The 26584-nt window shown below is 59.7% G+C and carries 18 protein-coding genes and 1 pseudogene; 8 read left to right on the forward strand and 11 right to left on the reverse strand.

Going from position 1 to position 26584, the window contains the following annotated elements; genetic code table 11:
• Positions 1-98: 98 nt before the first annotated feature.
• Positions 99-764: a GntR family transcriptional regulator gene (locus ACM6I5_RS13750; RefSeq protein ID WP_080995107.1), complete on the reverse strand. Its 666-nt coding sequence runs from the start codon at positions 762-764 to the stop codon at positions 99-101.
• Positions 765-1028: 264 nt separating this feature from the next.
• On the opposite strand from ACM6I5_RS13750, the gene ACM6I5_RS13755 reads away from it, so the two are divergent.
• The 7 genes from ACM6I5_RS13755 (at position 1029) to ACM6I5_RS13785 (ending at position 10806) form a co-directional block, all read left to right on the forward strand.
• On the forward strand, positions 1029-2261 hold the full coding sequence (locus ACM6I5_RS13755) for an NRAMP family divalent metal transporter (protein ID WP_031318365.1): 1233 nt from the start codon (positions 1029-1031) through the stop codon (positions 2259-2261).
• A gap of 28 nt (positions 2262-2289) precedes the next feature.
• On the forward strand, positions 2290-3060 hold the full coding sequence (locus ACM6I5_RS13760; RefSeq protein WP_150634199.1) for a LamB/YcsF family protein: 771 nt from the start codon (positions 2290-2292) through the stop codon (positions 3058-3060).
• Positions 3057-3863, forward strand: a complete 807-nt coding sequence (locus ACM6I5_RS13765) for a putative hydro-lyase (protein ID WP_414884070.1) — start codon at positions 3057-3059, stop codon at positions 3861-3863. The genes ACM6I5_RS13760 and ACM6I5_RS13765 overlap by 4 nt, the downstream gene beginning before the upstream one ends.
• A 9-nt stretch (positions 3864-3872) precedes the next feature.
• Positions 3873-5492 carry a 5-oxoprolinase/urea amidolyase family protein gene (locus ACM6I5_RS13770; protein ID WP_414884071.1) on the forward strand — a complete coding sequence of 540 codons (1620 nt, stop codon included), beginning with the start codon at positions 3873-3875 and terminating at the stop codon, positions 5490-5492.
• Entirely contained in the window at positions 5489-7228 is a 1740-nt protein-coding gene (locus ACM6I5_RS13775) for an acetyl/propionyl/methylcrotonyl-CoA carboxylase subunit alpha (RefSeq protein ID WP_414884072.1), read from the forward strand. The genes ACM6I5_RS13770 and ACM6I5_RS13775 overlap by 4 nt, the downstream gene beginning before the upstream one ends.
• A 154-nt stretch (positions 7229-7382) precedes the next feature.
• Positions 7383-8624: an OprD family porin gene (locus ACM6I5_RS13780; protein ID WP_017336441.1), complete on the forward strand. Its 1242-nt coding sequence runs from the start codon at positions 7383-7385 to the stop codon at positions 8622-8624.
• Positions 8625-8922: 298 nt separating this feature from the next.
• Positions 8923-10806 carry a methyl-accepting chemotaxis protein gene (locus ACM6I5_RS13785; RefSeq protein WP_414884073.1) on the forward strand — a complete coding sequence of 628 codons (1884 nt, stop codon included), beginning with the start codon at positions 8923-8925 and terminating at the stop codon, positions 10804-10806.
• Between the two features lie 185 nt (positions 10807-10991).
• Here ACM6I5_RS13785 and ACM6I5_RS13790 read toward each other — a convergent pair whose 3' ends face one another.
• The 10 genes from ACM6I5_RS13790 to ACM6I5_RS13835 all read right to left on the reverse strand — a co-directional run bounded on the left by ACM6I5_RS13790 (position 10992) and on the right by ACM6I5_RS13835 (position 25843).
• A complete protein-coding gene (locus tag ACM6I5_RS13790) occupies positions 10992-11414 on the reverse strand; it encodes an organic hydroperoxide resistance protein (protein WP_017336439.1) in 423 nt (140 codons plus the stop codon).
• A 34-nt stretch (positions 11415-11448) separates the two neighbouring features.
• On the reverse strand, positions 11449-12387 hold the full coding sequence (locus tag ACM6I5_RS13795; protein ID WP_017336438.1) for an enoyl-CoA hydratase/isomerase family protein: 939 nt from the start codon (positions 12385-12387) through the stop codon (positions 11449-11451).
• Between the two features lie 264 nt (positions 12388-12651).
• Positions 12652-14025, reverse strand: coding sequence for an exopolysaccharide Pel transporter PelG (gene pelG, locus ACM6I5_RS13800; protein WP_017336436.1), 1374 nt, complete (start codon positions 14023-14025; stop codon positions 12652-12654).
• Complete coding sequence (gene pelF, locus ACM6I5_RS13805; RefSeq protein WP_017336435.1) at positions 14026-15540, reverse strand: GT4 family glycosyltransferase PelF; 1515 nt, start codon at positions 15538-15540, stop codon at positions 14026-14028.
• Positions 15537-16526, reverse strand: coding sequence for a tetratricopeptide repeat protein (locus ACM6I5_RS13810; RefSeq protein WP_017336434.1), 990 nt, complete (start codon positions 16524-16526; stop codon positions 15537-15539). Before ACM6I5_RS13810 ends, pelF begins: the two co-directional genes overlap by 4 nt.
• Entirely contained in the window at positions 16504-17871 is a 1368-nt protein-coding gene (locus tag ACM6I5_RS13815) for a PelD GGDEF domain-containing protein (RefSeq protein ID WP_017336433.1), read from the reverse strand. Before ACM6I5_RS13815 ends, ACM6I5_RS13810 begins: the two co-directional genes overlap by 23 nt.
• Positions 17872-17876: 5 nt before the next feature.
• Positions 17877-18395, reverse strand: coding sequence for a hypothetical protein (locus ACM6I5_RS13820; protein WP_017336432.1), 519 nt, complete (start codon positions 18393-18395; stop codon positions 17877-17879).
• Between the two features lie 26 nt (positions 18396-18421).
• The gene (locus tag ACM6I5_RS13825) at positions 18422-22060 is read right to left on the reverse strand and encodes a tetratricopeptide repeat protein (protein WP_017336431.1); all 3639 of its coding nucleotides are present in this window, start codon (positions 22058-22060) and stop codon (positions 18422-18424) included.
• A complete protein-coding gene (locus ACM6I5_RS13830) occupies positions 22038-24848 on the reverse strand; it encodes a bifunctional glycoside hydrolase 114/ polysaccharide deacetylase family protein (protein WP_414884074.1) in 2811 nt (936 codons plus the stop codon). Before ACM6I5_RS13830 ends, ACM6I5_RS13825 begins: the two co-directional genes overlap by 23 nt.
• A gap of 62 nt (positions 24849-24910) precedes the next feature.
• Positions 24911-25843: an NAD-dependent epimerase/dehydratase family protein gene (locus ACM6I5_RS13835; RefSeq protein WP_414884075.1), complete on the reverse strand. Its 933-nt coding sequence runs from the start codon at positions 25841-25843 to the stop codon at positions 24911-24913.
• Between the two features lie 371 nt (positions 25844-26214).
• Here ACM6I5_RS13835 and ACM6I5_RS13840 point away from each other — a divergent pair.
• Positions 26215-26508: pseudogene (locus ACM6I5_RS13840) on the forward strand (hydrolase); the annotation flags it as partial.
• Positions 26509-26584 lie beyond the last annotated feature (76 nt).

The raw sequence follows: 26584 nt of genomic DNA on the forward strand, positions 1-26584 counted from the left end.
ACTTCAACAAAAAAAGACGTCCACGGACGTCTTTTTTTGTGCCTGAAATCCAGTGAATACAGGTGTTTCAGGCCTACCTGCACCGCACATCAAGTCGACTATCGGTTCCTGCTGCGCTCATAGGCTGCCAAGACAGTTCGCTCCGATTGGACCAGGTAGGCATCCAGCATAATAGTCGCCTCGTCCGAGCGGCCTTCCTCAACGCATCGAAGTATCGAAGCATTCATATCGAGAAACGGCAAATGCAGGAATTGGGGATCGTTGAGCAATCCGAAGGCCAGCCGCAATTCAGCCGATATCTGTCCATAAAAAACGAGCAGGCGTGGACTGTCGGCCAGTTCGACGATTGATTTGTGGAACATCATGTTAGCAGTGCCGACCGCTACCCAGTCTTTCGCTTCGCGCGCGCGGACGCCTAATTCGACCGCCTCTTGCATGTGCAGGGTGCCTGGGTGTTGGGGGTAACCTTGGGCGATCGCCTTGCATTCGATGAAACGGCGCACCCTGTAGATGTCGATAATCGACGACATGTCAGGCTCCGCAACTGTTACGCCACGGTTGGGTTCGTGTTTGAGCAACCCTTCACGCGTCAGGACTCTGAATGCCTCTCTCAAGGTGTTCCGCGAAATGTCCAGGTTTTCGGCCAGTGCGGCTTCTGAAAGGCGTTGGCCGGGCACGAGTTCACCCTCGACCAGCATTCTGCGTATTTCTTGGGTGATGGATTCTCCCAGTGTTCGAGGAAGAGCGGGAGAGGCGTCATTCATAAAAAATCCAGGGTGAGAAAAACCGCTCCATTATTCCATCAGAGCTCAGTGCATGGCACAAGGACGAAACGTGTAGTGCGCTTCATTAAGTAGCACTTTTATAGGGCGAGGTAACAATTTGGTGCCGATATCTCAACCATCAGAATTTGATTGTTCAACAAAGAAGCATTGATCTACCTACATTGCGTGGTGTTTGCTTGACTCTTGGCATGCTCATTGCTCTGTCAAGGTATCTCTCACCGTAGGAATGATGCCGTGGATGCCGTGACACAGACCACTCAAGAGTTTACAAAAGCTCGGCGCGCTTCTTTGATCGCCGCGATTTTCATGATGGCGACTTCTGCCATCGGTCCTGGATTCATCACCCAGACCGCCACGTTCACAGCCAAGATGGGGGCGGCATTTGCGTTCGGTATCCTGGCGTCGATTCTGATCGACTTCGTGGTTCAACTTAACGTATGGCGTATCGTCTCCCTGACCCGAATGCGGGCCGCAGATGTGGCCAACAAAGCGATTCCAGGCAGTGGTTACCTGCTAGCGGTGCTGGTGATCTTCGGCGGGCTGGTATTCAACGTCGGCAACATCGCCGGTGCCGGGCTGGGTCTGAACGCGCTGCTGGGGCTTGATGCAAAATGGGGCGGCAGTCTGAGCGCCCTGCTGGCCATCGGCATCTTCCTCTCCCACCGCGCCGGATTGGCGGTCGACCGGCTGATCGTCGTGCTGGGCCTGGTGATGATTGGCCTGACGCTGTTCGTAGCCTTTGCCTCTAACCCGCCACTGGGTGAAGCCCTCTACCAGACCGTTCTTCCGGACCAGATCAACTTCGCCACCATTACCACCATTGTCGGAGGTACGGTGGGTGGTTACATCACCTATGCGGGGGCTCACAAACTGCTGGATCGCGGCACTACCGGGGTAGAAAATCTCCAGGCAGTGACCAAAGCAGCCCTGAGCGGCATCCTGGTCACCGGCCTCATGCGCTACATCCTGTTTCTCGCCATCCTCGGCGTGGTTGCCAGCGGCGTAATCATCGACACCTCGGGTCAGGGCGCCAATCCGGCCGCACAAGCCTTCCAGGCAGCGGCCGGGCAGATCGGCCTGCGCGTCTTCGGTCTCATCCTCTGGGCCGCCAGTATCACCAGCGTGATCGGCGCCGCTTACACCTCCATCTCCTTTATCACCGTGTTCAAGCCGAACATCACTGAGCAGGGGCGCAACCGCGCCACCACAGTGTTCATCGCCCTATCGCTGCTGATCTTTGTCCTGATGGGTACTGCTCCTGCCGCACTGCTGCTCTTCGCAGGCGGTTTCAACGGCCTGATATTGCCAATCGGCCTGAGCATCTTCATCTACGTCGGCTGGCGCCGATCCGACCTCATGGACGGTTACCATTACCCACGCTGGCTCCTGGTGCTGGGCGCCCTGACCTGCATGCTGACCTGGTACATGGCAATCAAATCCGTCGGGCCGATCTTTGCCTTCCTCAACGTCGTCTGAGCCTGATAACGAAAAAGGAGTCACGTGAATGCCAACGATAGATATCAATAGTGACCTGGGCGAAAGCTTCGGCGCCTGGAGCATGGGCGACGATGACGCGATGCTCGATATCGTGACCAGCGCCAATGTCGCCTGCGGTTTTCACGCCGGAGACCCGGCGGGCATCCTGCGGACACTGAAAGCCGCAGCAGCCAAAAACGTCACCATTGGCGCCCATGTCGCGTACCCGGACAAAGTGGGCTTTGGCCGACGAAACATGGACCTGGCCAGCGATGAGCTGACTGCCGACGTGATCTACCAGATCGGCGCGCTGCAAAGCCTGGCCAAGGCCGCGGGCACCTCGGTGCGCTATGTGAAGCCCCACGGCGCCCTGTACAACACCATCGCCCACGACCGCCGCCAGGCGCTGGCGGTGATCGCCGCTATCCGCGCCATCGACCCCACGCTGATACTGGTGGCGTTGGCCGGCTCCGATCTGATTGAGTTGGCGCGTAACGAGGGCTTGCAGTGTGTCGCGGAGGCCTTCGCCGACCGTGCCTATACACCGCAAGGCACCCTGGTTTCACGACGCGAGCCGGGGGCTGTGTTGCACGATCCCCAGCTAGTGGCCCAACGCATGCTCCGCCTGGTCGAAGACGGCACCATCGAGGCCATTGATGGCAGTCGAACCCGAATCCAGGCTGACTCAATCTGTGTTCATGGCGACAGCCCCGCTGCCGTGGAAATGGCTCGCGAACTGCGCCGAGTTCTGGAGCACGCCAACCTGTCCCTGCGGCCTTTTGCAGGAGATCGTCCATGAATGCTTTCGCCCGCGCCCGCCAGTCGGCCATTGCCGCCGCCCAGGAAGCACGCAAAACCTATCGTGGCGGACTGGTAACCCCCACAGCCGGTATCGCCCCGGGCATGACCCAGGCCAACCTGATCGCCTTGCCGCGCGAATGGGCCTATGACTTTCTGCTATATGCCCAGCGCAATCCGAAAGCTTGTCCGGTCCTCGACGTCAGCGATGCGGGCAGTCCGAGAACAGTGCTGGCTGAAGGCGCAGACCTGCGCACCGATATCCCCCTGTATCGCATCTGGAGGAACGGAAAAATGGTCGAGGAAGTCAGCGACGCCACCCAAGCCTGGGCTGAGCACGACGATATGGTGGCGTTTTTGATTGGTTGCAGCTTTACCTTTGAAACCGCCTTGCAAGAAGCGGGCATCGAAGTGCGGCATATCGCAGATGGCTGCAACGTGCCCATGTACCGCACCAATCGCGCCTGCCGTCCGGCGGGACGCCTTCAGGGTGAAATGGTCGTGTCCATGCGCCCGATCCCGCCCGATCGCGTGGCAGAGGCCAGTGGAATCTCCGGGCGTTATCCCTCCGTTCACGGCGCCCCGGTGCACATCGGTGAGCCTGCGCTGCTGGGCATACAGGACCTGAGCCGACCCGATTTTGGCGACGCCGTGCGCATTGAGCCTGGCGAGGTTCCAGTTTTCTGGGCCTGCGGTGTGACGCCACAGGCTGCGGTAGCGGCTTCGGGTGTGCCCTTTGCGATCACGCATGCGCCCGGCCACATGTTCATCACCGATGTGCCCGACAGCACTTACCACGTCTAGGAGTCTCCCGTGCGCTTTCTACCGGTCAACCTGGACGCCCTGCTCGTCGAATTGAAAGACCTGGACGAGACCCTGGCGTTGTTCGACGCCCTGATCGCGGAGTCTATTGCGGGCGTGGAAGAAATCATTCCTGCCGCACGGACCCTGCTGATCCAGTTTCGCCCCAGCGCCATTACGCAGCAGGCGCTCGTTGATTGTATCGCTGGCCAGGACCTGAGCCAGCGCCGCGCGATCGAGCATCGCCGGGTGGAAATTCCCGTCCACTACAATGGTGAAGACCTCGACGAGGTCGCCACGCTGCTGGGGATCAGCCGCGCCGAGGTGGTCCGACGCCACACCGCCCAGGACTACAGCGTGGCCTTTTGCGGATTCGCTCCGGGCTTCGCCTACCTCACCGGCGGTGCCGATTTCCAGGTGCCTCGCAGACAAACGCCACGCACCCGCATACCCGCAGGTGCGGTTGCTCTGGCGGGGGAATTCAGCGGTGTTTATCCGCAAGCCAGCCCCGGTGGTTGGCAGATCATCGGCGTAACGCCTTTGCAAATGTGGGACCTGAACCGCGCTGAATCGGCCTTGCTGCGCCCAGGCTATAAAGTGCGGTTCACCGATGCTGGCCCGCTCCCGGCGGGCGGCCTGCCTGCCCCCTCGGTACCGGCAAGTGCCGCTACGCCCACCGGTGCCTATCTGGAAATCATGACCCCTGGTTTGCACAGCGTACTGCAGGATATGGGCCGTCCCGGCCAGACCGGCCAAGGCGTATCCCGTTCCGGCGCGCTGGACCTGGGCGCCCTGCGGGCAGCCAACCGCGCGGTCGGCAACCGCTCGGACATGGCCTGTGTGGAATCGGTACTCGGCGGCCTGAGCTTCGTTTGCCATGGCCGTGCGATGATCGCCGTCACCGGTGCGCAAACCCCGGTCACCATCACCAACGCGAGTGGCCTGCAATGGCAGGCAAGCAACTACCAGCCCATCGAGCTGGATGTGGGTGACCGTGTCAGCCTGGGCTCACCGCTGGCGGGGCTGCGCAGCTACCTGGCGATTCGAGGTGGCTTTGAGGTCACGCCGGTGCTCGGCAGCCTGTCCACAGACACACTGGCCCAGGTTGGCCCCCCGGCGCTCGCCGTCGGCGACCGACTGGGCTTTGCCACACTGACCACCGGCACCAGCGTATCGCTGAACGAAGCCCCGGCCTTTGAACTACCGACGGCGGCAAACATCGTCACCCTTGACGTGGTGATGGGGCCGCGCACCGACTGGTTTACCGAAGAAGCTATCCAGCGCCTGAGCAGCCAACTCTGGCGCGTCACCTCACAGTCCAACCGCGTCGGTATTCGTCTGGCCGGTGAAACCCCGCTGGAGCGCACCAACCACCAAGAGTTGCCCAGCGAAGGCACTTCCGTCGGAGCCATTCAGGTTCCGGCCAGCGGCCAACCGGTTCTGTTTCTCGCCGATCACCCGTTGACCGGTGGCTATCCGGTGATCGCCGCAGTCGCCAGCTACCATCTCGACCTGGCTGGCCAGATACCTGTCAATGCGCAGATTCGCTTCAACCCTTTGGACGGCTTCAAAGAGATCCAAGCCATTACGGAAGCCTCTTCTTCAACTGCCGATGTGAAAAAACTTCCATGAAAAAATTACTGATTGCCAACCGTGGTGAAATTGCCGTCCGCATCGCCCGCGCCTGCCGCGACTACGGCGTGCAGTCTGTCGCGGTCTATGCCGACGCGGACATCGACGCCCTGCATGTGCGCCAAGCCGACGAAGCCTACTCACTGAATGGCCAGCGCCCGGCCGAGACCTACCTGGATATCGGCAAACTGATCGCCGTTGCCAAACGCAGCGGCGCCGATGCCGTGCACCCCGGCTATGGTTTTTTGTCTGAACGGGCCGACTTCGCCCGGGCGGTGATCGACGCAGGGTTGATCTGGGTCGGTCCCAACCCGGAGACCATCGACGTGCTCGGCGACAAGGTCGAGGCGCGGAAAATTGCCCAACTGGTCGGTGCGCCTCTGGTGGCCGGTACGCCTGGCCCGGTGGAAAGCGCCGCCGAAGTACTGGCCTTTGCCGAACAGCATGGCCTGCCAATTGCCATCAAGGCGGCCTTTGGCGGCGGCGGACGCGGCATGAAAGTCGCCTGGCGCATGGATGAAGTGGCCGAATTGTTCGCCTCCGCCGTGCGCGAAGCGGAAGCAGCCTTTGGTCGTGGCGAATGCTATGTCGAACAGTTCCTCGACCGTCCTCGGCACATCGAAGCGCAGATCCTTGCCGACAAGCACGGCAAGGTCGTCGTCGTCGGCACGCGGGACTGCTCCTTGCAGCGGCGCAATCAGAAGCTGGTGGAGGAAGCGCCAGCGCCCTTTATCAGCGACGAACAGCGCCAGCGTATTCATCAATCTGCGCAGGATATCTGCGCCAAAGCCGGCTATGTCGGTGCAGGCACGGTGGAGTTCCTGCTGAGCCAGGATGGCACCCTGTCGTTCCTTGAGGTCAATACCCGTTTGCAGGTCGAGCACCCGGTGACCGAAGAGACCACTGGGGTAGATCTGGTGATCGAACAACTGCGGATCGCCGACGGTTTCCCGTTGTCCTTCAGTGAGACGCCGACCCCGCGTGGCCACAGCTTCGAATTTCGCATCAACGCGGAAGACCCGGGCAAGGGCTTCCTGCCCACCCCCGGTCAGATTACTGATTTCCTGCCACCGTCTGGCCCGGGTGTGCGTCTGGACAGCGGCGTGATAAGCGGCTCGCGAGTGCCCAGTACCTTCGATTCGATGATGGCCAAACTGATCGTCACCGGCGCCACCCGCGAACAGGCCATCGTCCGCGCCCGGCGCGCGCTGGCTGAGTTCAACATTGAGGGCATCGCCTCGGTGTTGCCGTTCCACCGAGCCGTGATGGACCATGACGACTTCACCGGTGCCGAGAAATTCGCCGTACACACGCGCTGGATCGAGACCGATTTCGCCGAACAGATCACTCTCGCCCCCCGTGCCGTTGTATCGGCCGACCCTGGCATCCTGCGCACGTTTGTCGAGATCGACGGCAAGCGCCACGAACTCGGCCTTCCGGCTGCGCTGCTGCGAGGCGTCAGCCTGAACGCAGCGGACACCGTCAGCGAAAGCACGGCCCCCTCCGAAGTCTCTGATCCTCAGGCGATACTGACACCCGTAGCGGGGAATCTGCATACCTGGGTCGTCGAAGACGGCGAGTCGGTGAGCGTCGGGCAAGTGATCGCGGTTGTAGAAGCCATGAAAATGGAAACCTCGGTCCTGGCACCTTGTGAAGGTCAGGTGCAGATCGCCAAACAGGCCGGTGACTATTTTGAAGCCGGCTCCGTGATTGGCCGCATCAAGACCATTAATTGATTTAAACACTCTTCTTTTCGCCGGTAGTACGCACAACGGGGTAATAACTCCGTTGCCGCGTGCTGCCTGCAGAAAACTGTAGATGTAACTGCGCATTCAAAATAACGATAAAAACTCAACCAATAAATCTGCCGTTATCTGGAGCATAAAGAGCATGTTGATCAAAACGACTTTCGCTGTCGCGGGTACTTGCGCGTTGGTTTTCCCATTTCCGGCATCTGCAGATTTTATTGCCGACAGCAAGGCTAGCGTTGAGCTGCGCAACTTCTACTTCAACCGTGACTTTCGTAACGGACCTCCCACCACCCAACGTGACTCTGCGGCGGAGTGGGCGCAGGGAGCCATGTTGCGATTCGAGTCGGGTTATACCGCAGGTACTCTGGGCCTGGGCGTCGACGCTGTCGGCATGCTCGGTATCAAGCTTGACGGCGGTGATGGTTCCGGCGGCACGGGCCTGCTGCCGGCGGACCTTGGTTCGAAAAACGGCCGAGGCTCACAGGACGAATACTCCAAACTCGAGCTGACGGCCAAGGCGAAGGTATCGGAAACCATTCTGAAGGTCGGTTCACTCGCCTTCCGTACGCCCGTGGTCTCGAGCAATGACACGCGCTTACTGCCGTCGACATTCGAAGGCGCACTGCTGACGTCGAAGGACATCGACAAGCTCATGTTGCAAGGCGGCAAGCTGGAGCAAATCAAGTTCAACAGCTCTTCAAATTATCAAGACTTCACGGGTAACCGTATTGGCGGCGTCAGCGATGACTTTCGCTTTGCCGGCGGCACCTACAGTTTCAACAAGGCCCTGAGCACCAGCCTGTACTACGGCAACCTGGAAAACGTCTATCGGCAGTACTTTGGCGGCGTGGTCTACGAGATCCCCCTCGCCGAGCAACAGTCGCTGAAGTTCGACCTGCGCTATTCGAAAAGCACCGACGACGGCAACTTTCGCCCCCTCGATAACCGGGCAGCGAACGGCCTGGTGGCCTACACCCTGGGCTCCAACGTATTCACCGCAGCCTATCAACGCATGAGCGGTGACGACCCCTTCCCCTACATTGCCAATAGCGATCCGTACCTGGTCAACTTCGTCCAGATCAATGACTTCGCCAATACCCAGGAACGCTCCTGGCAGCTGCGCTATGACTACAACTTCGCCGCGCTGGGCCTCCCGGGGCTAACGTTCATGAGTCGTTATGTCCAGGGAGACAACGCGTTGGTCGCCGGCAACAACACCGGTAAAGAGTGGGAGCGCAACACCGACATTGGTTATGTCATACAGTCAGGCTCGCTGAAAAACGTCGGACTGAAAGTCAGAAACGCAACCGTCAGGTCAAACTTTGGTAATGATCTGGATGAAACACGCCTGATCCTTAGTTACACCTTGGCATTGTGGTAACGGCAAAACACCCAGACAACTTTCAGCCACAACCTGTGCTGGACGCCTTACAAATTTACCAATCAATAGCGCAAGTCAAAGTATCTGGCTCGCCATGAAATTGGCTGCCGCAGGGGCGCTTTTATCCTGACGCGATGTTTTAACAGGTACAACAAAGCAAACTTCGGATAACTGACAGCTCCGTTTTTACAAGGAGGCAATTGCGTTCGCAAGTAACAAGGTCCCGGGGTTGATAATCCAACCCCGGAATCCTCAGCCTGAATACGTGGTGTACCGATTCAAACCCGGAGAGTGAACGATGGGACATCTCAAATTTAATCAGAAGATATTGCTGATCGCCTCCTTGGTGATCATGACGGTGTTTTGCGCATTTTCCGTGTTGAATGACATTCGCCTGCGCGAAGACAACGCGCAGAAAATCGAACAAAACACACGCGCCCTCGCCGCCTCCATGGCGCATGACATCCAGAGCTGGCTGACCGGCCGGCTGATTCTGATGAAAAGCGTCGCCGAGTTTATCGGGCACAACCCTACGGCCGAAAACGTCCTGGCCACATTACAAAACCAAGTGCTGATGGAGCAGTTCATTGCCACGTATGCCGGCACCCGTGACGGCAAGTTTCAGATCTATCCGCCACGGGAAATGCCTGCGGACTACGACGCCCGACAGCGCCAGTGGTACAAGGACGCCATCGCCAACGGAGCCGCGATGACCGAACCTTACGTAGGCGCAGGGATCGATTACCGGATCATTACCCAGGCGGTCGCCATCCCTTCCGGGCAGCAAACACTCGGGGTACTGGGCGCCAGCCTGAAAATCGAAACGATCTCGCAAACACTCAATGCCCAGGCGTTCGATGGCAACGGCTACGCCTTTCTGGTGAGCAAGGAGGGCAAGATCCTGGTTCACCCTGACCAGGCGCTGATAGGTAAAAGCGTGGCCGATCTGTTTCCGGGCAACACCTTGACCCTGAGCGACCGGCTGGTCGAAGCCACGTCGGTTGATGGCAGCAAATTCACCCTGTTCTCACCGGTCAACGGCCTGCCTTCGCAGGATTGGTACATCGGTATCGTGCTCGACAAACAAGCGGCCCTGGCCAGTGTCTCCGCGTTCCGCAACTCCGCGATCATCGCGACGGCGGTTGCGGGCCTGGCCACTTTGCTGCTGCTCGGGCTGCTGATTCGCGTGCTGATGAGGCCCCTGCATTCGATCAGCCACGCGATGGAAGATATCGCCCAAGGCGATGCCGACTTGACCCGTAGATTGTCGATCCTGTCGAAGGACGAATTCGGGCAACTGGCCATGAGCTTCAACCGCTTCAGCGATCGTATCCACGCTTCTATCAGCGAAGTATCCTCGACGACGGATGCCTTGGGTGAAGCGACGCGGCGGGTACTGTCGGCGTCCGACTCCTCGGTGGAAAAGTCGGAACACCAGTCGGGTTACACCACGAGCGTGGCTGCCGCAATCGAACAGTTGGGTGCAGCGGCGCAGGAGATCGCTTCCAGCGCCTCGGCGGCGTCCAAAGGTGCTTCCAGCGCCAGGTTGCAGATCGAGTCGACCTGCGAACTGGTCGAGAACACAGTCACAGCCATGAGCGACCTGCAGGCAAATATCGAACTGACCCGCTCGCAGATCGAAGACCTCAACGCCAAAACCATCAACATCGGAACAGTCCTGGAGGTCATTTCGACGATTTCCGCAAAGACCAATCTGCTGGCCCTGAATGCGGCTATCGAGGCGGCCAGAGCCGGAGAGGCGGGACGCGGCTTTGCCGTCGTGGCGGACGAAGTGAGAAACCTTGCCCACCATACCCAGAATGCGACCGAAGAAATTCGCCAGGTCATCGAAGCGTTACAGGCCGGCGGCGCCCAGGCTTCCCGAACCATGCTGCACAGCAATGAAATCGGCAGCCAAAGCGTGCTCGTCGCGAAACAGGCTGGGGCCAGCCTTGTGAACGTCGTCTCGAAAATCGGTGAGATCGATGAGATGTGCCTTACGGTCGCTGCCGCGACTGAAGAGCAAACAACAGCCGTCGATCAACTGACAAGGGATGTGCATGAGATCAGCCAGTTGAATCGCCAGACCACTGACAATCTGGGCTCTACCCTCAGAGCCTGTGCAGCATTGGATTCAGAAGCTGGGCGACTCAGAAACGTCGTAGATACGTTCAAGTTGTAGGCGTATTGGTTAACAACGAACAATTTGTGCTGGCCCCGTCTGACTTGATCACCAGAGTGGGAGGACTCAATCGCGCCACCTTATCACCAAGGCCATGGCCTGCCTGAGTCAGTAAAACCAAGCCGTAAAGCATCGAGAAATCGAAGCTTCACGGCTTTTTTTTGCCTTGATTTTTTATCCGGCGATCAAACGACTTTCAACTCCACTGCCACATGCCCCCGCGTCATCCGCGAATACGGGCAGATCTGATGCGCAGCCTCTGCCAATTCCCGTTTCACGCCCTCCTCCAGGCCGGGAATGTTGACGTTGAGCCTGACCGCCAACTGAAAATCCCCACCACCGGTTTTGCCCAGGTCCACTTCGGCGTCCACCGATGTGTCTTCCGGTAGTTTGATTTTCATTTTGCCCGCCGCCACCTGGATTGCACCGATAAAGCAGGCTGAATACCCCAGTGCAAACAGCTGCTCCGGATTGGTCCCCGGTTTGCCCGAGCCCGGTGAGCTGAATTTCACGTCCAGCTCGCCATCGCTGGATTTTCCGGTGCCCGTGCGGCCGCCGACAGTGTGGGTTTTTGCGGTGTACAGAACGGTTTCCAGTGCAGTGCTCATGACAGTAACTCCTGATAGGTGAGGGTCTTTTTGATCAGTCCCCGAGAGTGCCCGTGTGATGCGCCAGGCGCTTTTCAACATCCGCATTCTTCTGCAAGCCAAGCTCCATCAACTGTTTGATCCGTTGCTGTGCCGCCGGACGTTTCACCGAGCCGATGAACCCGTCCCATTCGGCAGCGATGGCGTCGTTCGGTGGCAGGCTTGAAGCGTCGACGAGGCGTTTGATGTCGGTGATCGACTGTTTGTCGAACCGGGCAATTCGGCGGGCCATGGTGTCGACGAACGCGTCGAGTTCGGCGTCGGGCAGCGCACGATTGACGTAGCCATAGCGTTCAGCCAGGTCGCCATCGATGTCGTTACCGGTCAACAGCACTTCCAGTGCGCGCCCACGCCCCATCAGCCGCGGCAATCGAGCCATGGGGCCACCGCCTGGCACCAGGGCAGCGCCGATCTCCCATTGCGACAGGATGGCCTTTTCGCGACTGGCAAAGCGCATGTCGCTGGCCAGTGACAGCTCACTGCCGACACCGGTGGCGCGACCGCGAATCGACACAATCGATACGACCGGCGCCTTGCTCAGGCGAACCAGCATGTCCGGCAGCGGAGGCAAGCCGGTGGGGCCGTTGGGGAGGCTCGTCGTGTCCGTCAGTGGCGGCACGAAGTCATAGTGGGTAAGGAAAAAATCCGGAACATCGCTGTCGAACACCACCACCTTGACCTTCGGATCAGTCTCGAGCGCGGTGATGACCTCGTTCAATTGCGGCATGGTTTCCGGGCCGTAGATGTTGTACGGCGGATTGTGGAACGTGACGCGCCAGTACTCGGGCGTGACACGCGTGAGTTTGATCTCCTGTTTGACGGCGGGGGTGGCAGATTTCGAGGGGGTGGCTGGGGCCGTCTCACCGGCGAAGGTCAGACTGGCCGTCGCCATTGCGGCGAGCATGAGCGCAGAACTCAGCAACTGTAGTTTCATGTGGCATCTCCAGAGCGCTATCGAAAGACACGTGTCGGAGATATCGCAGGAGTCGATGGGAGGGGGCGGGGACGGCTTGATCGATCGAGTGGCACTCGCATCAAGAAGTAGCCCGGAACAGATCGTCTGTCGTCGGCAGCTCCGAATGATCAAGGTTAGCAGCGCAACCTGGCCTTTCAAGTGACGTCAGTCGGAAGCCATCAGGCGAAAAAAAAGGCACTGGGCGATGATCGCCAGTGCCTTTTTTATACCGGCAACAACCGGTCAGCGCGATGACAGCATGAACGTGTCGTACTCCAGGTCTTCCAGCGCCGTGGACAGTCGGTGCAGCCCCAGCAGCACACAGACCAGCAACGACAGGGTGAACCCGTAGCCAAAGAAGCTTGGGCCAAGGTACATGCTCAACATCGTCAGCGCCCCGTTCAACACCGCGAACAGCACACACAATTCCAGCACCACGGTGCGCTTGTCCAGGTAGAAGAACACGTTGAGCAACGCCATGAACACCACCTGGATACTGACGCCGATCAGGTCGATGTAGAACAACGGCAGGTAGTAGCTGGAAATACCCAGCCAATCCAGCAGACGCGGCGCGAACAGGAACAGCAGCACCACCGTCAGCCCCTGCACCTTGCAGATTTCCAGCAGCCCCTGACGGATCGACAAGGTCATCTCGGTTTTCAGCGAACCGATGTGCTGCAGGGTTTCGCCCTCGCGGATCGCCCGGAACAGACGGTCATACCATTCGGCGAAATCGGTTTCGATGCGCACTAGGAACACCGCCATCCCCGGGATGATCGCCAGGTAGGCAAGGAAGATCGGCAGGTCATACAGGATCGACGCACGCAGCGGACCGATGACGATGTTCGAGGTGCCGGGGTTGAACCAGAACAGGAACTTGTCGATCCAGATACCGAAGTTGTAGAAGAAACCGGTGGCGAGCAGGCTGAGAAAGACGTGGCGACGATCAAGGAAATCGAAGGCGATCAGTTTCTCCGCACGGTACTCGCGCAAGATGTCATAGAGGAACAGGAACAGCAGCGTGCTGTGCCCGATCAACAGTGCCAGCAGCAGGCCCGGTATCTGCAGGAAAGCCAGCACATAGGCGCTTGCCACCATCAACGTGTAGCCCACCAGCATCACCAGCAGAATGCGGTTATAGGCCTTCATCCCCGACAGGAAGATGATCACCAGCCACAAGTTGCACAGCACCACGAAATTCGACAGCACCAGCACCCGGTAGATCAGTGGTTGATCGAACAACACGGCCAGCACGATGATGCCCAGCACGCCGGCCGCGAGCGTGACCAGCAACAGGATGCCCAGCAAGTTGGGCAGGATCTGTTCGTATTTGTGCTCGAACAAACGGTCGGACACGAACCGGGTGAAAAACAGCTGCAAGCCTCCCGTGAGAATCAGCGAGGTGGCCATCAGGTAGGTCACCGTCACCAGAAACTGCCCCACCAGCGTGTTGGGTATCACAAGCCCCAGACTGATGATCCCCACCAGCATCACGCTGATGATCGATAACACCCAGGGCCCGGAGCTGATCAGGCCGGCATACACATAAGCGTGTAAGGTCGCGGTGTAGGAGTCGCGCGAAAGGATCTTGCGCAGTTCGAAGCCAATGCCGGCCATTTAACTGTTCTCCATGGCTGCTTGATACAAGTCGCGATAACGCTGCAGCATCAAGGCTTCCGTGTAATAACGATTGACCCGCAACAAGCCGCTGGCCTGTGCGGCCTGCCAGCGTTGCGGGCTGCGCAGCAGTTCGAGGATCGCGGCGCAGGTGGCTTGTGGATCGGCAATCGCCACCACTTTGCCGGCCAGGCCGAGGTCGCGGTCCTCGGCGCTGCCGCCTTCGATCAATTCACGACACGAGCCCACATCACTGCTGACCACCGGCGTACCGGCGGCCCAGGCTTCGAGGATCACCAGTGGTTGCGCCTCGCTGATCGAGGTCAGCACCATCAGGCCGAGTTTCGGCAGGATGTCCTGGATGCGCTGGAAGCCCAGGAAATGCACCTTGCCCTCCAGCCCCAGGCTGGCCATCAGGCTGCGGCATTCGCTGACGTATTCCGGGTCTTCCTCTTCGGGACCGACGATCCAGCCTTCGGCCTCCGGCATGGCGCTGATCACACCGCGCATGGCCCGCAGGAAGGTTTTCACGTCCTTGATCGGCACCACACGCCCGATCAAGCCCACCACGGGTGTGATACCGGGCGCACGGGACTCCAGTGCCGCGGTCCACTGCGGCAGGTCGATGCCGTTCGGAATGACCTGCGTGCGGGCCGGGTCGGCGCCGTCCTTGATCTGCCGCTGACGGTTGCCGTCATACAACGCGATGATGTTGTCGGCGCTGTTGTAAGTCAGCTGGCCAATGCGTTCGAAGAAGCGTATCCACAACGTGCGGATGTAACCCGAGCCGGCGTCGAGGCTGCGATTGAGCGCCTGGCCGGAACTCTCGGCGATCCAGCTGGCCTGGGCCAGGTCGATCTTGCGTTCCTTGGTGTAAATCCCGTGCTCGCTGAGCAGGTAGGTGCAGTTCCAGCGTTGCTTGAGAATGCACCCCAGCAGCCCGGCGTAACCGGTGGAAATCGAATGCAGCATCCGTGCTCGCGGCATTTTCCGCGACGCTTCGGCGAGCATCAGCAACGGCGACTGCATCGAACGCAGGGTCCAGAAATAATTGACGAAGGAGGGGTCGGCGCAATGCAGCCGATACCCTTCGCTCAACGCTTCCCAGCTGGCGCGGCTGCGCAGCACGTCGTCGAGGGTCATGCGGCCCTGCGCGATGCAGTCGAGCAGGCGTTCGCCCAGCTCAGGCTCCGGCGCATCCGGGTGGTGCAGGAAGCGATACAGGTCCAGCAACTGCTGCGGGTCGGCCTCTCGCGGCGTTCCGCGCGTGTTGGCCGGATGGGTCGCATCCTCGAGAAACACCTCTTCGATGTGCAGCACATTCGAAGGGACTTCATAGCGTCGCGACGGGTAGGCCGAACGCTGGCCGCCGATGAACATCACCGAGAAGGTCAGCTCCGGCAGGCCGAGAATCATCTGATGAATCCAGCTCGACACGCCGCCGCGCACGTAAGGCCAGGTGCCTTCGAGCAGCAGACAGATGTCGGCCGTCGGCGCCGCTTCCTTGTGATTCATGACCAGCTCCTCACCAGTTCAGCGAACGGTGGCCGCTGACGGGTTTTCTCGGGCAGTTTCTCGAGCAACCCGGGAATTTCGTGATAACGACCGGCCTCGAACGCCAGTTCAGCGCGGAACGGCAGAACCTGCGCTGCGCCCATGCCGTTGTCCTGGGCCTGATGCAAGAGCACTTCGGCGCGCTCGATATCACCGCGCTCCAGCGCAATGCGTCCGGCCAGCAAGAACAGCTCGCCGCCCTCGCCCGCTTCAAGCCCTTGCTCGGCGTGTTCGCTGGCCTGGTCGAGCACGTGCTCGAGCACACTGCCTTGCGCCAGGCCGAGGTACGCCAGCTCCCAATACCAGCGCGCCAGCGTGCCATGCAGCGCACCCGCGGTTTTGGCATTGGCGCCGCTGAGTTGCCCGAGGGCGATCTGGATGCGCAGGTTGATGTCGCTTTCCTGCTTGTCGAGCATCGAGTACGCCAGTAGCCGCACGTCGTCGCTGGGATCACCCAGCGCCAGTTTGAGGATCGGCACCGCTTCCTTGCCCGGCATGCGTCGCGTGGCCAGCAATGCGGCCAGACGCTGGTCCGGATCGGGCGCATGGCGCAGCACATCCTGCAAACCGCCGTCGGCAAAGATCGGCGAATGCAATTGCAGCTGCGCGCGATACGGCAGGCTCGGAATACCGACAGCCTGCCAGGCTTGTTTGTCGCGTTTGCGCGGCAGGTACAGGGCTGGAAAGATCGACACGACCACACCGACCATGCCGATCACCGGCACAAAGAACGCCAGGCTGAAAATGAACAGCGGGCTCCAGGGCAACGGCGCACGGTAGCGTGCCGGCAACAACAGCCACACCGCGGCGCACAGCAGCACGCATGCCAGACCATGGCTGAGGGTGAATACCAGCAATTGTTGCAACTCGGGCGCCGCGAGCCACAAACTGGCCCAACTGCCCGCCTCAAACAACAAGGCTCCGCTAAACAGCCACTTGCTGATCATTCAGGCCACACTCGTTGAACAGGAAATTACGCAGCCCGTCGCGTTCACAGCCAGGCTCCAGATTGAAAGGCATCACCCGCACACCCAGGCTCGCCATGTCACTTTCAATACCAAAGTGCTCATGCAACAACAGGCTGATCCGCGCCAGATAACCTTCGGTGCCCTGCGGACTGGTCAACGGCAAGAGCACCAGCAACAGTTGATGATCGCGATTGTTGCGCGCCGGCAAGTGCAAATCGAGGCCGCGCTGGCTGCGTTCCAGCAGACGCGTCAGCTCGTCGTTGGGGCGGGTCATTTCAAAGGCAAACAAACCGGCCGGCAATTTGTGTTTCTCGACATCCACCAGCGAGCGTTTGAGCTGCAGGGTGAACTGCTGCGCATCGGCGTCGGGCAGTTGCAGCACTTGCGGGTCACGGCGCAACAGGTCGGCGATGTGCCCGGCGAGCAGCGCCAACAGGCTCAGGGTGCGATCCTGGAAGGCAAAGAACGGCATCTGCCGAACCGCCAGAATTGCCAGCAGACGACCCTCGGCATCGATCAACGGGATGCACGCCTGCAACGACGAGAACTGCGCCGAGGTGCCGGAATCGATCAACTCCTGACGTACGCTCACCAGTTCGCCGCGCTCCAGGCAGAGCTTGACCAGGCCGTCCTCGGTGCCCAACGGCCCCATCACGCCGATCGTTGCCAACGCGTCAGGCAAGACATTTTCTTCACGCTCGTCAACGCGGTACAGACCGGCCACGCGCAATGCACCGTATTGCCCAAGCATCGCCACGATCGGATCTGCCAGCGCGATCAATGCATCGCCCGCGTCCGGCATCACCCTCAACTTTTCGCGCAAGCCCAGCAAGGAGCTGCGCAGGCTCTGGTCGCTACCGGCCACGCGCTGTTCGAGCAAGTCGTGGGAGACCCGCAGAATCTGGTGCGACCGGGTGAACTCGTCGAGACGGTACTGACGATATTCGTTGGCCATCTGCAGCCGCTCCAGACGCCGCATCCACAGATCGCGAACCTCACCCACCAGCATCCCGCAAACCAGCACGCCGACAATGAATGACGGATCGATCCGGGCGTAGCCTTCAAGACCGCTGTAGCGCAGGGCAAACATCGCCAGGACCAACAGGCTGGCGCTGAACAGACCACGCACAAAACCGTAACGCACGCCCAACAACAGCGGCGCCAGAATCGGCCAGGGGAACCCGCCGTGTACCTGCAACGGGTCTTCAGGGGTCAGCCACAAGCCCAGGCCGATCGCCGCGCCGGTGACCAGAAACGTTTCCAGCCAAGACACCGGGCCGCTGGCTTGAGGCGCCAGGCTGTAATCCATGTGGGGAGAATTCATTGCAATCACTCGAACCGAAGGGCGCCGACAAGTTTGTCGAGCACCGTTTGAGCGGTGCCCGCGAGGCTTTCACGGGACCAACCGGCACGTGCGCCACTCTTGCTCCAGAGTACGCGACCGCTGCTGCCTTCGAGTACGCGCAGGCTGATGCCCACCGCCGGCTCGCCGTCCAGACCGTTCTTGTACTGCCACTCTTCCACGCTGCCGGCGATCACATAATCGAGTTTCTGCTCGCGCGCCCATTCCAGGGCTCCGGCCAGACGCTCGTTGTCATCCATCAGCGCTTGTTCGCCCTGGGTGCTGGCCGGGTAAACCTGGGGTTGCAGACCGTGACTGCTGAGGACACTGAGCAGGATCTGCTCGCTGCGCTCACCGGCCTGCGGCGTCTGCGAATAGTTGACCATCGGCACGATGCCCCATTGCGCGTTGCGCGGCAGGTTCGGGCTGGATTCATCGGTGAAGCTGGCGCAACCGGCGACGAACAGGACGGCGAGGGCCAGGCCCAGATTACGAATTGCTTGCATAGTTTTTCTCCGTAGACATTCCATGATCAGCGTCCAAACCGCACGCCGTAGCTCACACCCAGTGTTCCGCCCGATTTACCATCCCCGCCTTGTGGCGCGGACTGGTAACCGATGGTCAGGGCCAGTTCGTCGTCACCCAGCACTTCAAAACCGATGCCGGTGTTGAGGCCGTAATTGAAGGTTTGATCGGTCCATTGCCAACCGGCCGTCGCGTCCACCAGCCAGGTGTATTGCGGCTTGGTGCGCACCAGCGCGCCCGGTATACCGCGACGCCAGGTGCTGCCGACATACAGTTGGCCGTAGCGGCTTTGCAGCAGGTCCTTGGCGGTGACCGTTTCGATGTCGAGTGGATCGATCGGCTCGGGCAAACCGGTGTCCTCATCGATGACCACTTCAGGCGCCAACTGTTTTATCGCGCCGCCATAGTTACTCGACAGGTAGTCCAGATTGGTGTTCTTGACCCGGTTTTTCTGATAGTCGACACCGCTGCGCACGGTCCAGTTGGGACCGGCGAACTCCAGCGTGTGGTTCAACTCCATTTTCAGGGCGTGACCATCGCCGAGGCTGTCGCCCGCCCGCGTTGAAAACGAACGCTGCGAGACTTCCCAACTGAGCTGGTCGCGGGCCGTCAGGCTGTGACGACCGCCCAGCCAAACGCTGTCCTGCTGACCGAAAGCGCGCATCAGCCCGCTGTCCTCGCTCTTGCGATGCCAGCCCACACCCGTTTCCAGTTCATCACTCACGCCCAATTCCCAGGTGCGCGACAGCCCCAGGCCATTACGGTCATCGTCCTTGCGCTGACTGGTGTCGGCGAACAGTTTGTAACTGCCGTCTTCAACCGAGCGTTGCAGGGTCAGGGCGGCGTTACGCTCCTGGCCGAGCTTGGATGACTCGATATCTTCGTCGTTGTACGAACCCTGTTCCAATTCGAGATCGGCGTACCAGTGATCACCCAGGTTGTGCGCGATCTGCAACGTCGGGGCATCAAATTGCACACCGCCGAAGTTCTGCGCCTGCCAGGACAACAACATACCCTGAGGCGTGCGCTCCTGCAGTTCTACCGCCTGATTGCGCAGTTGCTCACGCACGTCGGCAGGCTGATCGTCACCCAGCGCAGAGAGGCTGGTGTCGAGAGCTTCACCCAGACGCCCCAGACGGGTCAAAGCCTGGGCCCGCTGGGCCGGGTTCAGATCGCTACCGGCCAACAGTGTTTCGACCTGGGCTTTGTTACGGCTGCGCAGGGCCTGTTGAATCTGCTCGTAACGCTCGACCTTCAGGCCCTGGCTCTGCGCCCACGCCAGCCACTCGTCTTTTTGCGCCTCCTGGTTTGTCGCATCCAGACGCGCCAACAGGCGTTCGAACCATAATTGCAACATGGCCGGCGAACCATCTTTCCACTTCAACACTTCTCGCTGTGCCGCCCGTGGCGAATAACTGCTGGCCATCAGGCGCAGCCAGGTCGTGTAGCGCTGAGACGATGGCTGAAGGTTTTCACCCTCTGGGCTGCGCAACAGCTTCAAGCGCAGACGCTGGGCCGCATCCTGATACCCGGCGCTGTAAAGCGCATCGGCATAAGCCGCCTGAACCAGCCAATCCTGCGAGTTGTTCTTGAGGTACATGCGATACCAGGCCAACGCTTCGCTGTCGCGACCGAATATCTGGCTGGCACTGGCAAACGCCAGCCAAAGGGTCTGGTCGTTCCGCGCCTGACTCCGCCACCGGGTCAGCAGCGGCTTGAGCGCCGCCGTGTTACCTCGGTCGATGTAAAGCCACATCAGACGCTCGCGAAACAGATTGTCATTGGGATAACGCGATAAACCCGACAGGTACAAGCGCTCTGCCTCTTCGTATTGCCCCTGCTGCACGGCCAGGGCGGCGCGCACCGCCAGCACCTGAGCCTGCTCGTCAATCTCCGGATTCTGGCTGGCGTCCTTGAGCAACGTCTCTACCAGTGGCCAATCCTCCAACTCCTGAGCCATCAGCAGCGCGTCGACCAGCCGCAGCGGATTGTGGGTGCGCTCCCAACTGGCCACGGTCAATTGCAGCGCGCGCTGTGGATTGCTGATGCGATAACTGGAGATCAACTGAGTCTCCTCGTTACTGTCCAGCGCACCTTTGAGGGTCAGCAGTTTCTCCATGGACAACTGCAACTCATCGTCACGCTCCAGCTCCCAGGCCAGGAAGGCCCGCACACGCCAGTAATCCTGATCGGAGATGGCGGGGTCATTCGCCTTAACGACTTCCCAGGCCTGGCGATTGTCAAACAGCAGAAGGTAGGTATGAGCCCATTCGACCCGTTCGGCGCCAGTCAGCGTGAAACGTTTCGACATGTCCTGATAAACCTCGGTCTTTTTCGCAAACTGCCCGGTGTTTTCAAGATTTTGCAGCAATCGTGTCCAGGCCAGACGATGGGCCGGGTATTTGCGTAGGTATTGGCGCAGCCATGATTCGGCCTGCTGCGGTGTACCCCGCGACTCATGGCCATAGATCAGGGCATCCAGCTCGATGTCGGTCAGCGCTCGCTGGTCCATGATTTCTTCAAGCAATGGAATCGACCGGTCAAAATCGAACTCCTGGCTTGCCAGACGCCAGGCGTGCTCACGGACTGGCGCCGTTTCGTTGAGCTCGAGCAAACGAATCCAGTAATCCAGTGCCGCGCGGTTGTCGCCACGCCATTCGCCCAGGTGCGCCATTTGTTCCAGCAATGCCTGCTCATCGGGAAAACTGACGAGCAATTGCTGGCCGCTCTCCCACGCGCCGTTGAGTTCGTTCAATGCCAGACGCAGGCTGAATTCTTTTCTGAGGCGTTGCGTATTGTCCGGCTGAAAAACGCGCCACTGCTCGAGGAACAGCTGAGCCAGGTCGAAGCGGTTGTTCGCAACCGCGACGTCAACGCCCTGCTCCAGCCAGACCGAATCGCCTTGCGGATCCTTGAGCCCACCGAGTTCATCGGCCAGTACTTGCGTTGCCTGTTCGCCGCGACCATCAGCCAGCAGACTGTTGAACGCCAATTGGGCAAACTCTCGACGTTCAGCGGGCTGCACGCTGTCTCTTTTCAGCCGCAGATAGATGTCTGCCGCCAGGCCCGGCTGCTCGCCCGCCAAATGCCACTGGGCAGCAGACCTCAACGCCTCGGTACGCAGCGTGGGGTCACGGTCGGCGATTTCTTCATAGACGCTGGCCGCCATGGCGGGTGCCTGCAACGACAACGCCAGGCGGGCCAGGTTCTGTAATTGCGGCAGTGACAACTTGCGATGGTCCAAGCTTTTGAGCCGCTCCACCAGCGCCAGCCGCACAGCAGGATCTTCGCTGTTCACCGCCACCAATGTATCCAGCTCAAGCCGGTAGTACGCCTGTACCTCCGGCGCAGGATCAGGCCAACTCTCCAGATACTGGCGCGCCTTCGTGTAGTCACCGAGACGAATCAACAGATCGACCAGTTGCAGGCGCAGGTGGTCGTCCGACGGGTGGGCCGCCAGCAGCAACTCGGCATAGTTGGCCGACACTGCATCCGGCTCTCGACCATCGGGCTGGAACACTTCCTCACGCTGGAAAGTCGCCCACAGTATTCCCCCCACTGCGACCGCTACCGCCGCCAATGCCCAGGGATTGAGCAGACGGCCGCTTTTAGTTACCGAGGAGTTAGTTGCAGAGGAGTTGAGCATTACTCACCTGCTTCATGGGTAACTGAAAAGTCCACAGACCGGCGGATGCCTTGCCCGTGAAACGCTGGCCATCCACTTCCACCCGGCAAGCGCTCGAGGAGCGAACCGAGAAGCTCAGATCGAATTCTCCGGCAAACGAAAAGCTCACGCGCCGATCATCCAGATAACGCCAGTCCACCAACGGCAGATTGGCCTCCTCCAGCGCAGGTCTGTCATCCCGGTCAGGACGCAAGACCAACAGCGCCTGGTCACTGCTCAAATGCACATAGCGTCCCTGAGGCAAATCACGCACCCCGGCGACACCTTGGGAGCGCAGCAGATCCGGCCAACCCATTTGCGGGTCAAGCCGCACAGTGCGCAATGCATCCATCCCTCGAACCTGCCAGGCGCCTTCGGCCGTACGCGCCAGACTCGACTGGTACAGGCCGTGCAACCGATCGATGTAATCGCTCATCCACAATGACATCGGCTGCTGGTCTTTCATGAACGCATAGATGTCGTTCATGGCTTTGATCGAGGCCTGCTTGGTGCCCGAGTAGAAGTGGTAATAGAGGTGCAGACCGCGCAATCGGCGCGGGCTGTCGGTCAGTTCAAAGGTCTCGATCACTTCGCGGAAGCCGTAATACGGGCCTTTCCAGAGATTGGTGTAGACGTTCTCATTGATGATCGGCGCGTAGTACTGCAAGCCACCTTCGGTGGGACGCAACAGCGGATACAACCCGGTCAGCGATGGCTTGGCCTTGGTCAGCATGGTCGAGGCGCCGTTGACGTTTTTCAGGCCAGCGTCGTAGGCCAGTTTTATGGTGGCTGCCGACGGCAAGGCATCGCCCGGCCAGAAGACCATCTTTACCGGTTTTTCCGGGGTGGTGAGACGTTGGTTGATGTAGTCGCGCGAACCGAAGATCTCGCGGCGAAAATCGATCGTGTCATAACCCGGGATGGCCATTTTCAAGCCGTATTCAGGGTTAAAGTCCTCCCGTTTCCGGGCTTGTTCCGGTTGCATGAAAAACGGATGGCTGAAGGTGTGCGTGGCGACTTCGACTTTAGGGCTGGCGAACAACTCACGCGCAATCGGCTCCAGCTCACGAGCCAGATGCGGGAACATGCCGCGCGGCGAAATCTCCCCCTCAATGATCGATACCGAGGTCAGAAACGGGTTGGGCCGAATGAAATCGTCGAGCACTTGCTTGCCGGCATACGGCGAACCACGCACTTCGGCGCGCGAAGGGAAACCATCGCCATCGATATGCACCGTCGCGATTCGCCGACCGTTTTCCGTGGTGGTGTCCGGACGAGGCTGCTCCGGCAAGTGCAGGGCCGCCTGGAGAAAGGCGAACGGGTCGATGATCCAGCGGCTGCGTTCGCTGTTCGTTTCCAGGACATACGGAGAAAGTGCCAGACCGCCCCACTCGCCAACCGCCACCGGCGCGAACGTCTGGCCGTTTTTGCCCGTCAGCAACAGCGCGGGTTTTGGCCCCTGGGGCAGTACGGAAATAGCGCTCAGGTCGCGGGATCGGGCTTGTACCGGTGCTTCGAAGGCCCCGATCAACGACTTGTCCTGATAAGTGATGTTCAAGGTTTGAGTGCCCGGCGGGCTGGACAGATTCAACCCCAGACGCTTGAGCAACACTTTGTCTTCAATTGGCAGGCTGGCGAAAAACGCTAACGGCACCTTCTCGTCGAGGCGCTTGTTGAGCCAACGGTTGAACCCGGCGCTGTCCTGCGGAGTACCACTGGCCATCCAGGTGATAATGCCCGCGTACAGACCGCTGAAACGATGCTCCGGCAAGCTGTCCACAGCCAGGTAATCAACCCGGTATCCCAGGTATTCGATCAGACCGCCGAGCATTGTGTGGCCGGCGTTGCTGGTCAGTTCATCTTCACGCGGATCGTAGATCATTGCGATCCGCCGCGGCTGGACTTCGATGTTACTGATACCCATCGAGTCCAATTCAGGCGTGCTGATGAAGGGAATGAAACCCTCATCGCGCAGGCGTTTGGCCAGCTTGCGTGCTTCTTCACGACGCTCCGGCGGCAGATAGTCGATCGCAACCAGCGGTATGCCTTTGGCGCGCAGGGGTTGCAACTCACCCATCAGCCACTGGCGATCAGCTTCCGGGACCGGCCGATAACGCTTGGCGGCAGGATCCCAGCCGGCGTACAGGGATTCAAAAGCCACTGCTGCCGCCACGCCATCAAGCTCGGGCAACACTTCAAATCCACGATTGAAAAACAGCTTCAGCGTTGGCTGACGGCTGTGCAGTTCGCGCAGGAAACTGGCAAGGGCAACACGCTGGGCTTGCTGCGACGCTTCTGGCAATAACTGAAAACTGTCGAGGGTGTCCAGAAACAGACCGGCATACCCTTGCGCTTGCAGCGCTTTGGCGCGGCCGAGCAAGTGCTCCCGCCAGGCTGGCGCAGTGAGGTCCATGACCTGACTGTCCCAGGAGTCGTTTCGCACCGACGTGACCGCCTTGCCCAGCCCCGCCTTGTCGATTTCAGCCTTGTTGCCATCGAACTCGCCGACGGACACATATGCAAACGGCTGGCTGCCTAATTTGCGCAAGGTTTTGACATCGTTGGCCGTCATGTGACCCGGCTCGACTACAGACCATTCGAACTGAGCCAGTTCAGACAGCGGTGGCTGTTCGGCATACCAGAAAGCCACACTGGATGGAGACTGTACCGCTGCAGCCTGGACGGCTGGTCCGCTCACGAAGAGTGCCACGGCAGCGAATAGACGCCTGGCGACTAAGCGGACACGCGTCCTGCGAAAAACGATTTCCATAATTCACTCTTGAAAGGAACTGGACCGAGACTGCCTGCACACCAATGGGTGGAACGGGCGGGTTACAAACTGCGCAAAAGCTGTGCTAAACCGTCACCAATGGAGGTCGGTGTCGCCAGCGTAAAACGCTCGAGCAGGCGAGCGTTATTAGCGCGTGAATGGCGAATATCGCCTTGACGCGGCGCCTGATAAGTCACCGTCAGAGGGTTGCCGGTGGCGTTCCCCAGTTCAGTGATCAGATCGTTGAGGCTGGTGGAACGACTGAGCCCGACATTCAACGCGCCGGGGCTCGGTTCGTTGGCTTCCACGGCCTGGACGAGGATGCTTACCAGGTCCTGGACGTAGACAAAGTCACGGGTCTGTTCACCGTCGCCGAAAATCGCCACAGGCTGCCGGGCCATGGCCCGTTCGGTGAAAATGCTGATCACGCCGGAGTACGGCGACGAAGGGTCCTGGCGCGGGCCGAAGATATTGAAGAACCTCAGGACCACCGGCTCCAGGCCATGTTCACGGCGGTAGAAGTCCAGGTAATACTCGCTGGCCAGTTTGTCGCTGGCATAAGGCGTGAGCGGGGACTTGGGGGTGTCCTCGTCGATCGCAGAGCCTTCGCCATTGTTGCCGTAGATGGCCGCGCTGGACGCGAATACCACGCGCTTGATACCGGCCTTCATCATGTGCTCACACACGTTGAGCGTGCCAACGAAGTTGCTTTGATGGGTGCTGACCGGATCATCTACCGAGGCTTGTACCGAGGCCACCGCCGCCAGGTGCACGACTGCGGTGCAATCACGCATGGCTTGTTCTACCGCGGCATCGTCCGCTACATCGCCGACGACCAGGTTCAGATTGGCGTTACCCACCGGCAGATTACCGACCTTTCCGGTCGACAAATTATCCAGTACGCGAACCTTGTAGCCTTTGCCAAGCAACGCTTCCACAAGGTGTGACCCAATAAATCCTGCACCGCCGGTAACCAGTATTCGCCCATCAAGCATGAAGTTTATTCCTGAAGATTCACACGGACACTTCGTATGTAAAGTCCGCCAAACGGTGACTCTGTAGATCATTGATTCGAGCTGATGGCACTTAGCCTCTAACGCCTGAGACTGCGACATCTTCTCAATCTCAAAGGTTCTGTCGGCATTGTCCGGCAACGTCGATTTTATGGCGCAAGGCCATTAATGCGGCGCAGATAATGTGAGATCGGCGACGAACTGTCAATAGTTTGTCCATTGAGCCGCCATACGGCTCTCGACAACGATTATTCGCCATTTTATTGACGACATTAATAAATGACATATCGACATCCAATGACTCAGGCGACACCGCCTCTGGAACCACTTTTCGAGAAATAACTCGGCGCCCCCCCACACCGGACGATGAAAACCTGATCCAGGCTGATCGCATTTTCATCAGGCATGGCTACGCGCCATCGCCTGATGGCCATAGATTATCTGTCCAGTTTGCAAGTGGGACACGTGCTGGTGTGCGGACTTCAGGCCGGGATCCGTTGCCTGACGGCGGGGGGTGCGCTGCTTGACGCGGGGTCGCAACCGACGCTGATCATGGACCTGACGGTCGGGCGTCGCTGGATCGGCGGGAGGGATTGGGCGTGCGGCGGTGGGAGCATCATGTCAGGCACACGGTGACGTCGGGGGAGTGGCATGGCATTTATGGTGTGTTTATAAAAAAGCCAATAACCTTTCGCAGCACAAGGCCATTGCGCCACATAAATT

The sequence above is a fragment of the Pseudomonas sp. IT-P171 genome (genome assembly GCF_949767765.1).
Taxonomy (GTDB): domain Bacteria; phylum Pseudomonadota; class Gammaproteobacteria; order Pseudomonadales; family Pseudomonadaceae; genus Aquipseudomonas; species Aquipseudomonas fluorescens_B.

Excerpts from the sequence above, each read along its gene's own strand:
- ACM6I5_RS13750 (WP_080995107.1), bottom strand. The coding sequence starts at position 764 with ATGAATGACGCCTCTCCCGCTCTTCCTCGAACACTGGGAGAATCCATC.
- ACM6I5_RS13760 (WP_150634199.1), top strand. The coding sequence starts at position 2,290 with ATGCCAACGATAGATATCAATAGTGACCTGGGCGAAAGCTTCGGCGCC.
- ACM6I5_RS13765 (WP_414884070.1), top strand. The coding sequence starts at position 3,057 with ATGAATGCTTTCGCCCGCGCCCGCCAGTCGGCCATTGCCGCCGCCCAG.
- ACM6I5_RS13775 (WP_414884072.1), top strand. The coding sequence starts at position 5,489 with ATGAAAAAATTACTGATTGCCAACCGTGGTGAAATTGCCGTCCGCATC.
- ACM6I5_RS13780 (WP_017336441.1), top strand. The coding sequence starts at position 7,383 with ATGTTGATCAAAACGACTTTCGCTGTCGCGGGTACTTGCGCGTTGGTT.
- ACM6I5_RS13785 (WP_414884073.1), top strand. The coding sequence starts at position 8,923 with ATGGGACATCTCAAATTTAATCAGAAGATATTGCTGATCGCCTCCTTG.
- ACM6I5_RS13790 (WP_017336439.1), bottom strand. The coding sequence starts at position 11,414 with ATGAGCACTGCACTGGAAACCGTTCTGTACACCGCAAAAACCCACACT.
- ACM6I5_RS13795 (WP_017336438.1), bottom strand. The coding sequence starts at position 12,387 with ATGAAACTACAGTTGCTGAGTTCTGCGCTCATGCTCGCCGCAATGGCG.
- pelG (WP_017336436.1), bottom strand. The coding sequence starts at position 14,025 with ATGGCCGGCATTGGCTTCGAACTGCGCAAGATCCTTTCGCGCGACTCC.
- pelF (WP_017336435.1), bottom strand. The coding sequence starts at position 15,540 with ATGAATCACAAGGAAGCGGCGCCGACGGCCGACATCTGTCTGCTGCTC.
- ACM6I5_RS13810 (WP_017336434.1), bottom strand. The coding sequence starts at position 16,526 with ATGATCAGCAAGTGGCTGTTTAGCGGAGCCTTGTTGTTTGAGGCGGGC.
- ACM6I5_RS13815 (WP_017336433.1), bottom strand. The coding sequence starts at position 17,871 with ATGAATTCTCCCCACATGGATTACAGCCTGGCGCCTCAAGCCAGCGGC.
- ACM6I5_RS13820 (WP_017336432.1), bottom strand. The coding sequence starts at position 18,395 with ATGCAAGCAATTCGTAATCTGGGCCTGGCCCTCGCCGTCCTGTTCGTC.
- ACM6I5_RS13825 (WP_017336431.1), bottom strand. The coding sequence starts at position 22,060 with ATGCTCAACTCCTCTGCAACTAACTCCTCGGTAACTAAAAGCGGCCGT.
- ACM6I5_RS13830 (WP_414884074.1), bottom strand. The coding sequence starts at position 24,848 with ATGGAAATCGTTTTTCGCAGGACGCGTGTCCGCTTAGTCGCCAGGCGT.
- ACM6I5_RS13835 (WP_414884075.1), bottom strand. The coding sequence starts at position 25,843 with ATGCTTGATGGGCGAATACTGGTTACCGGCGGTGCAGGATTTATTGGG.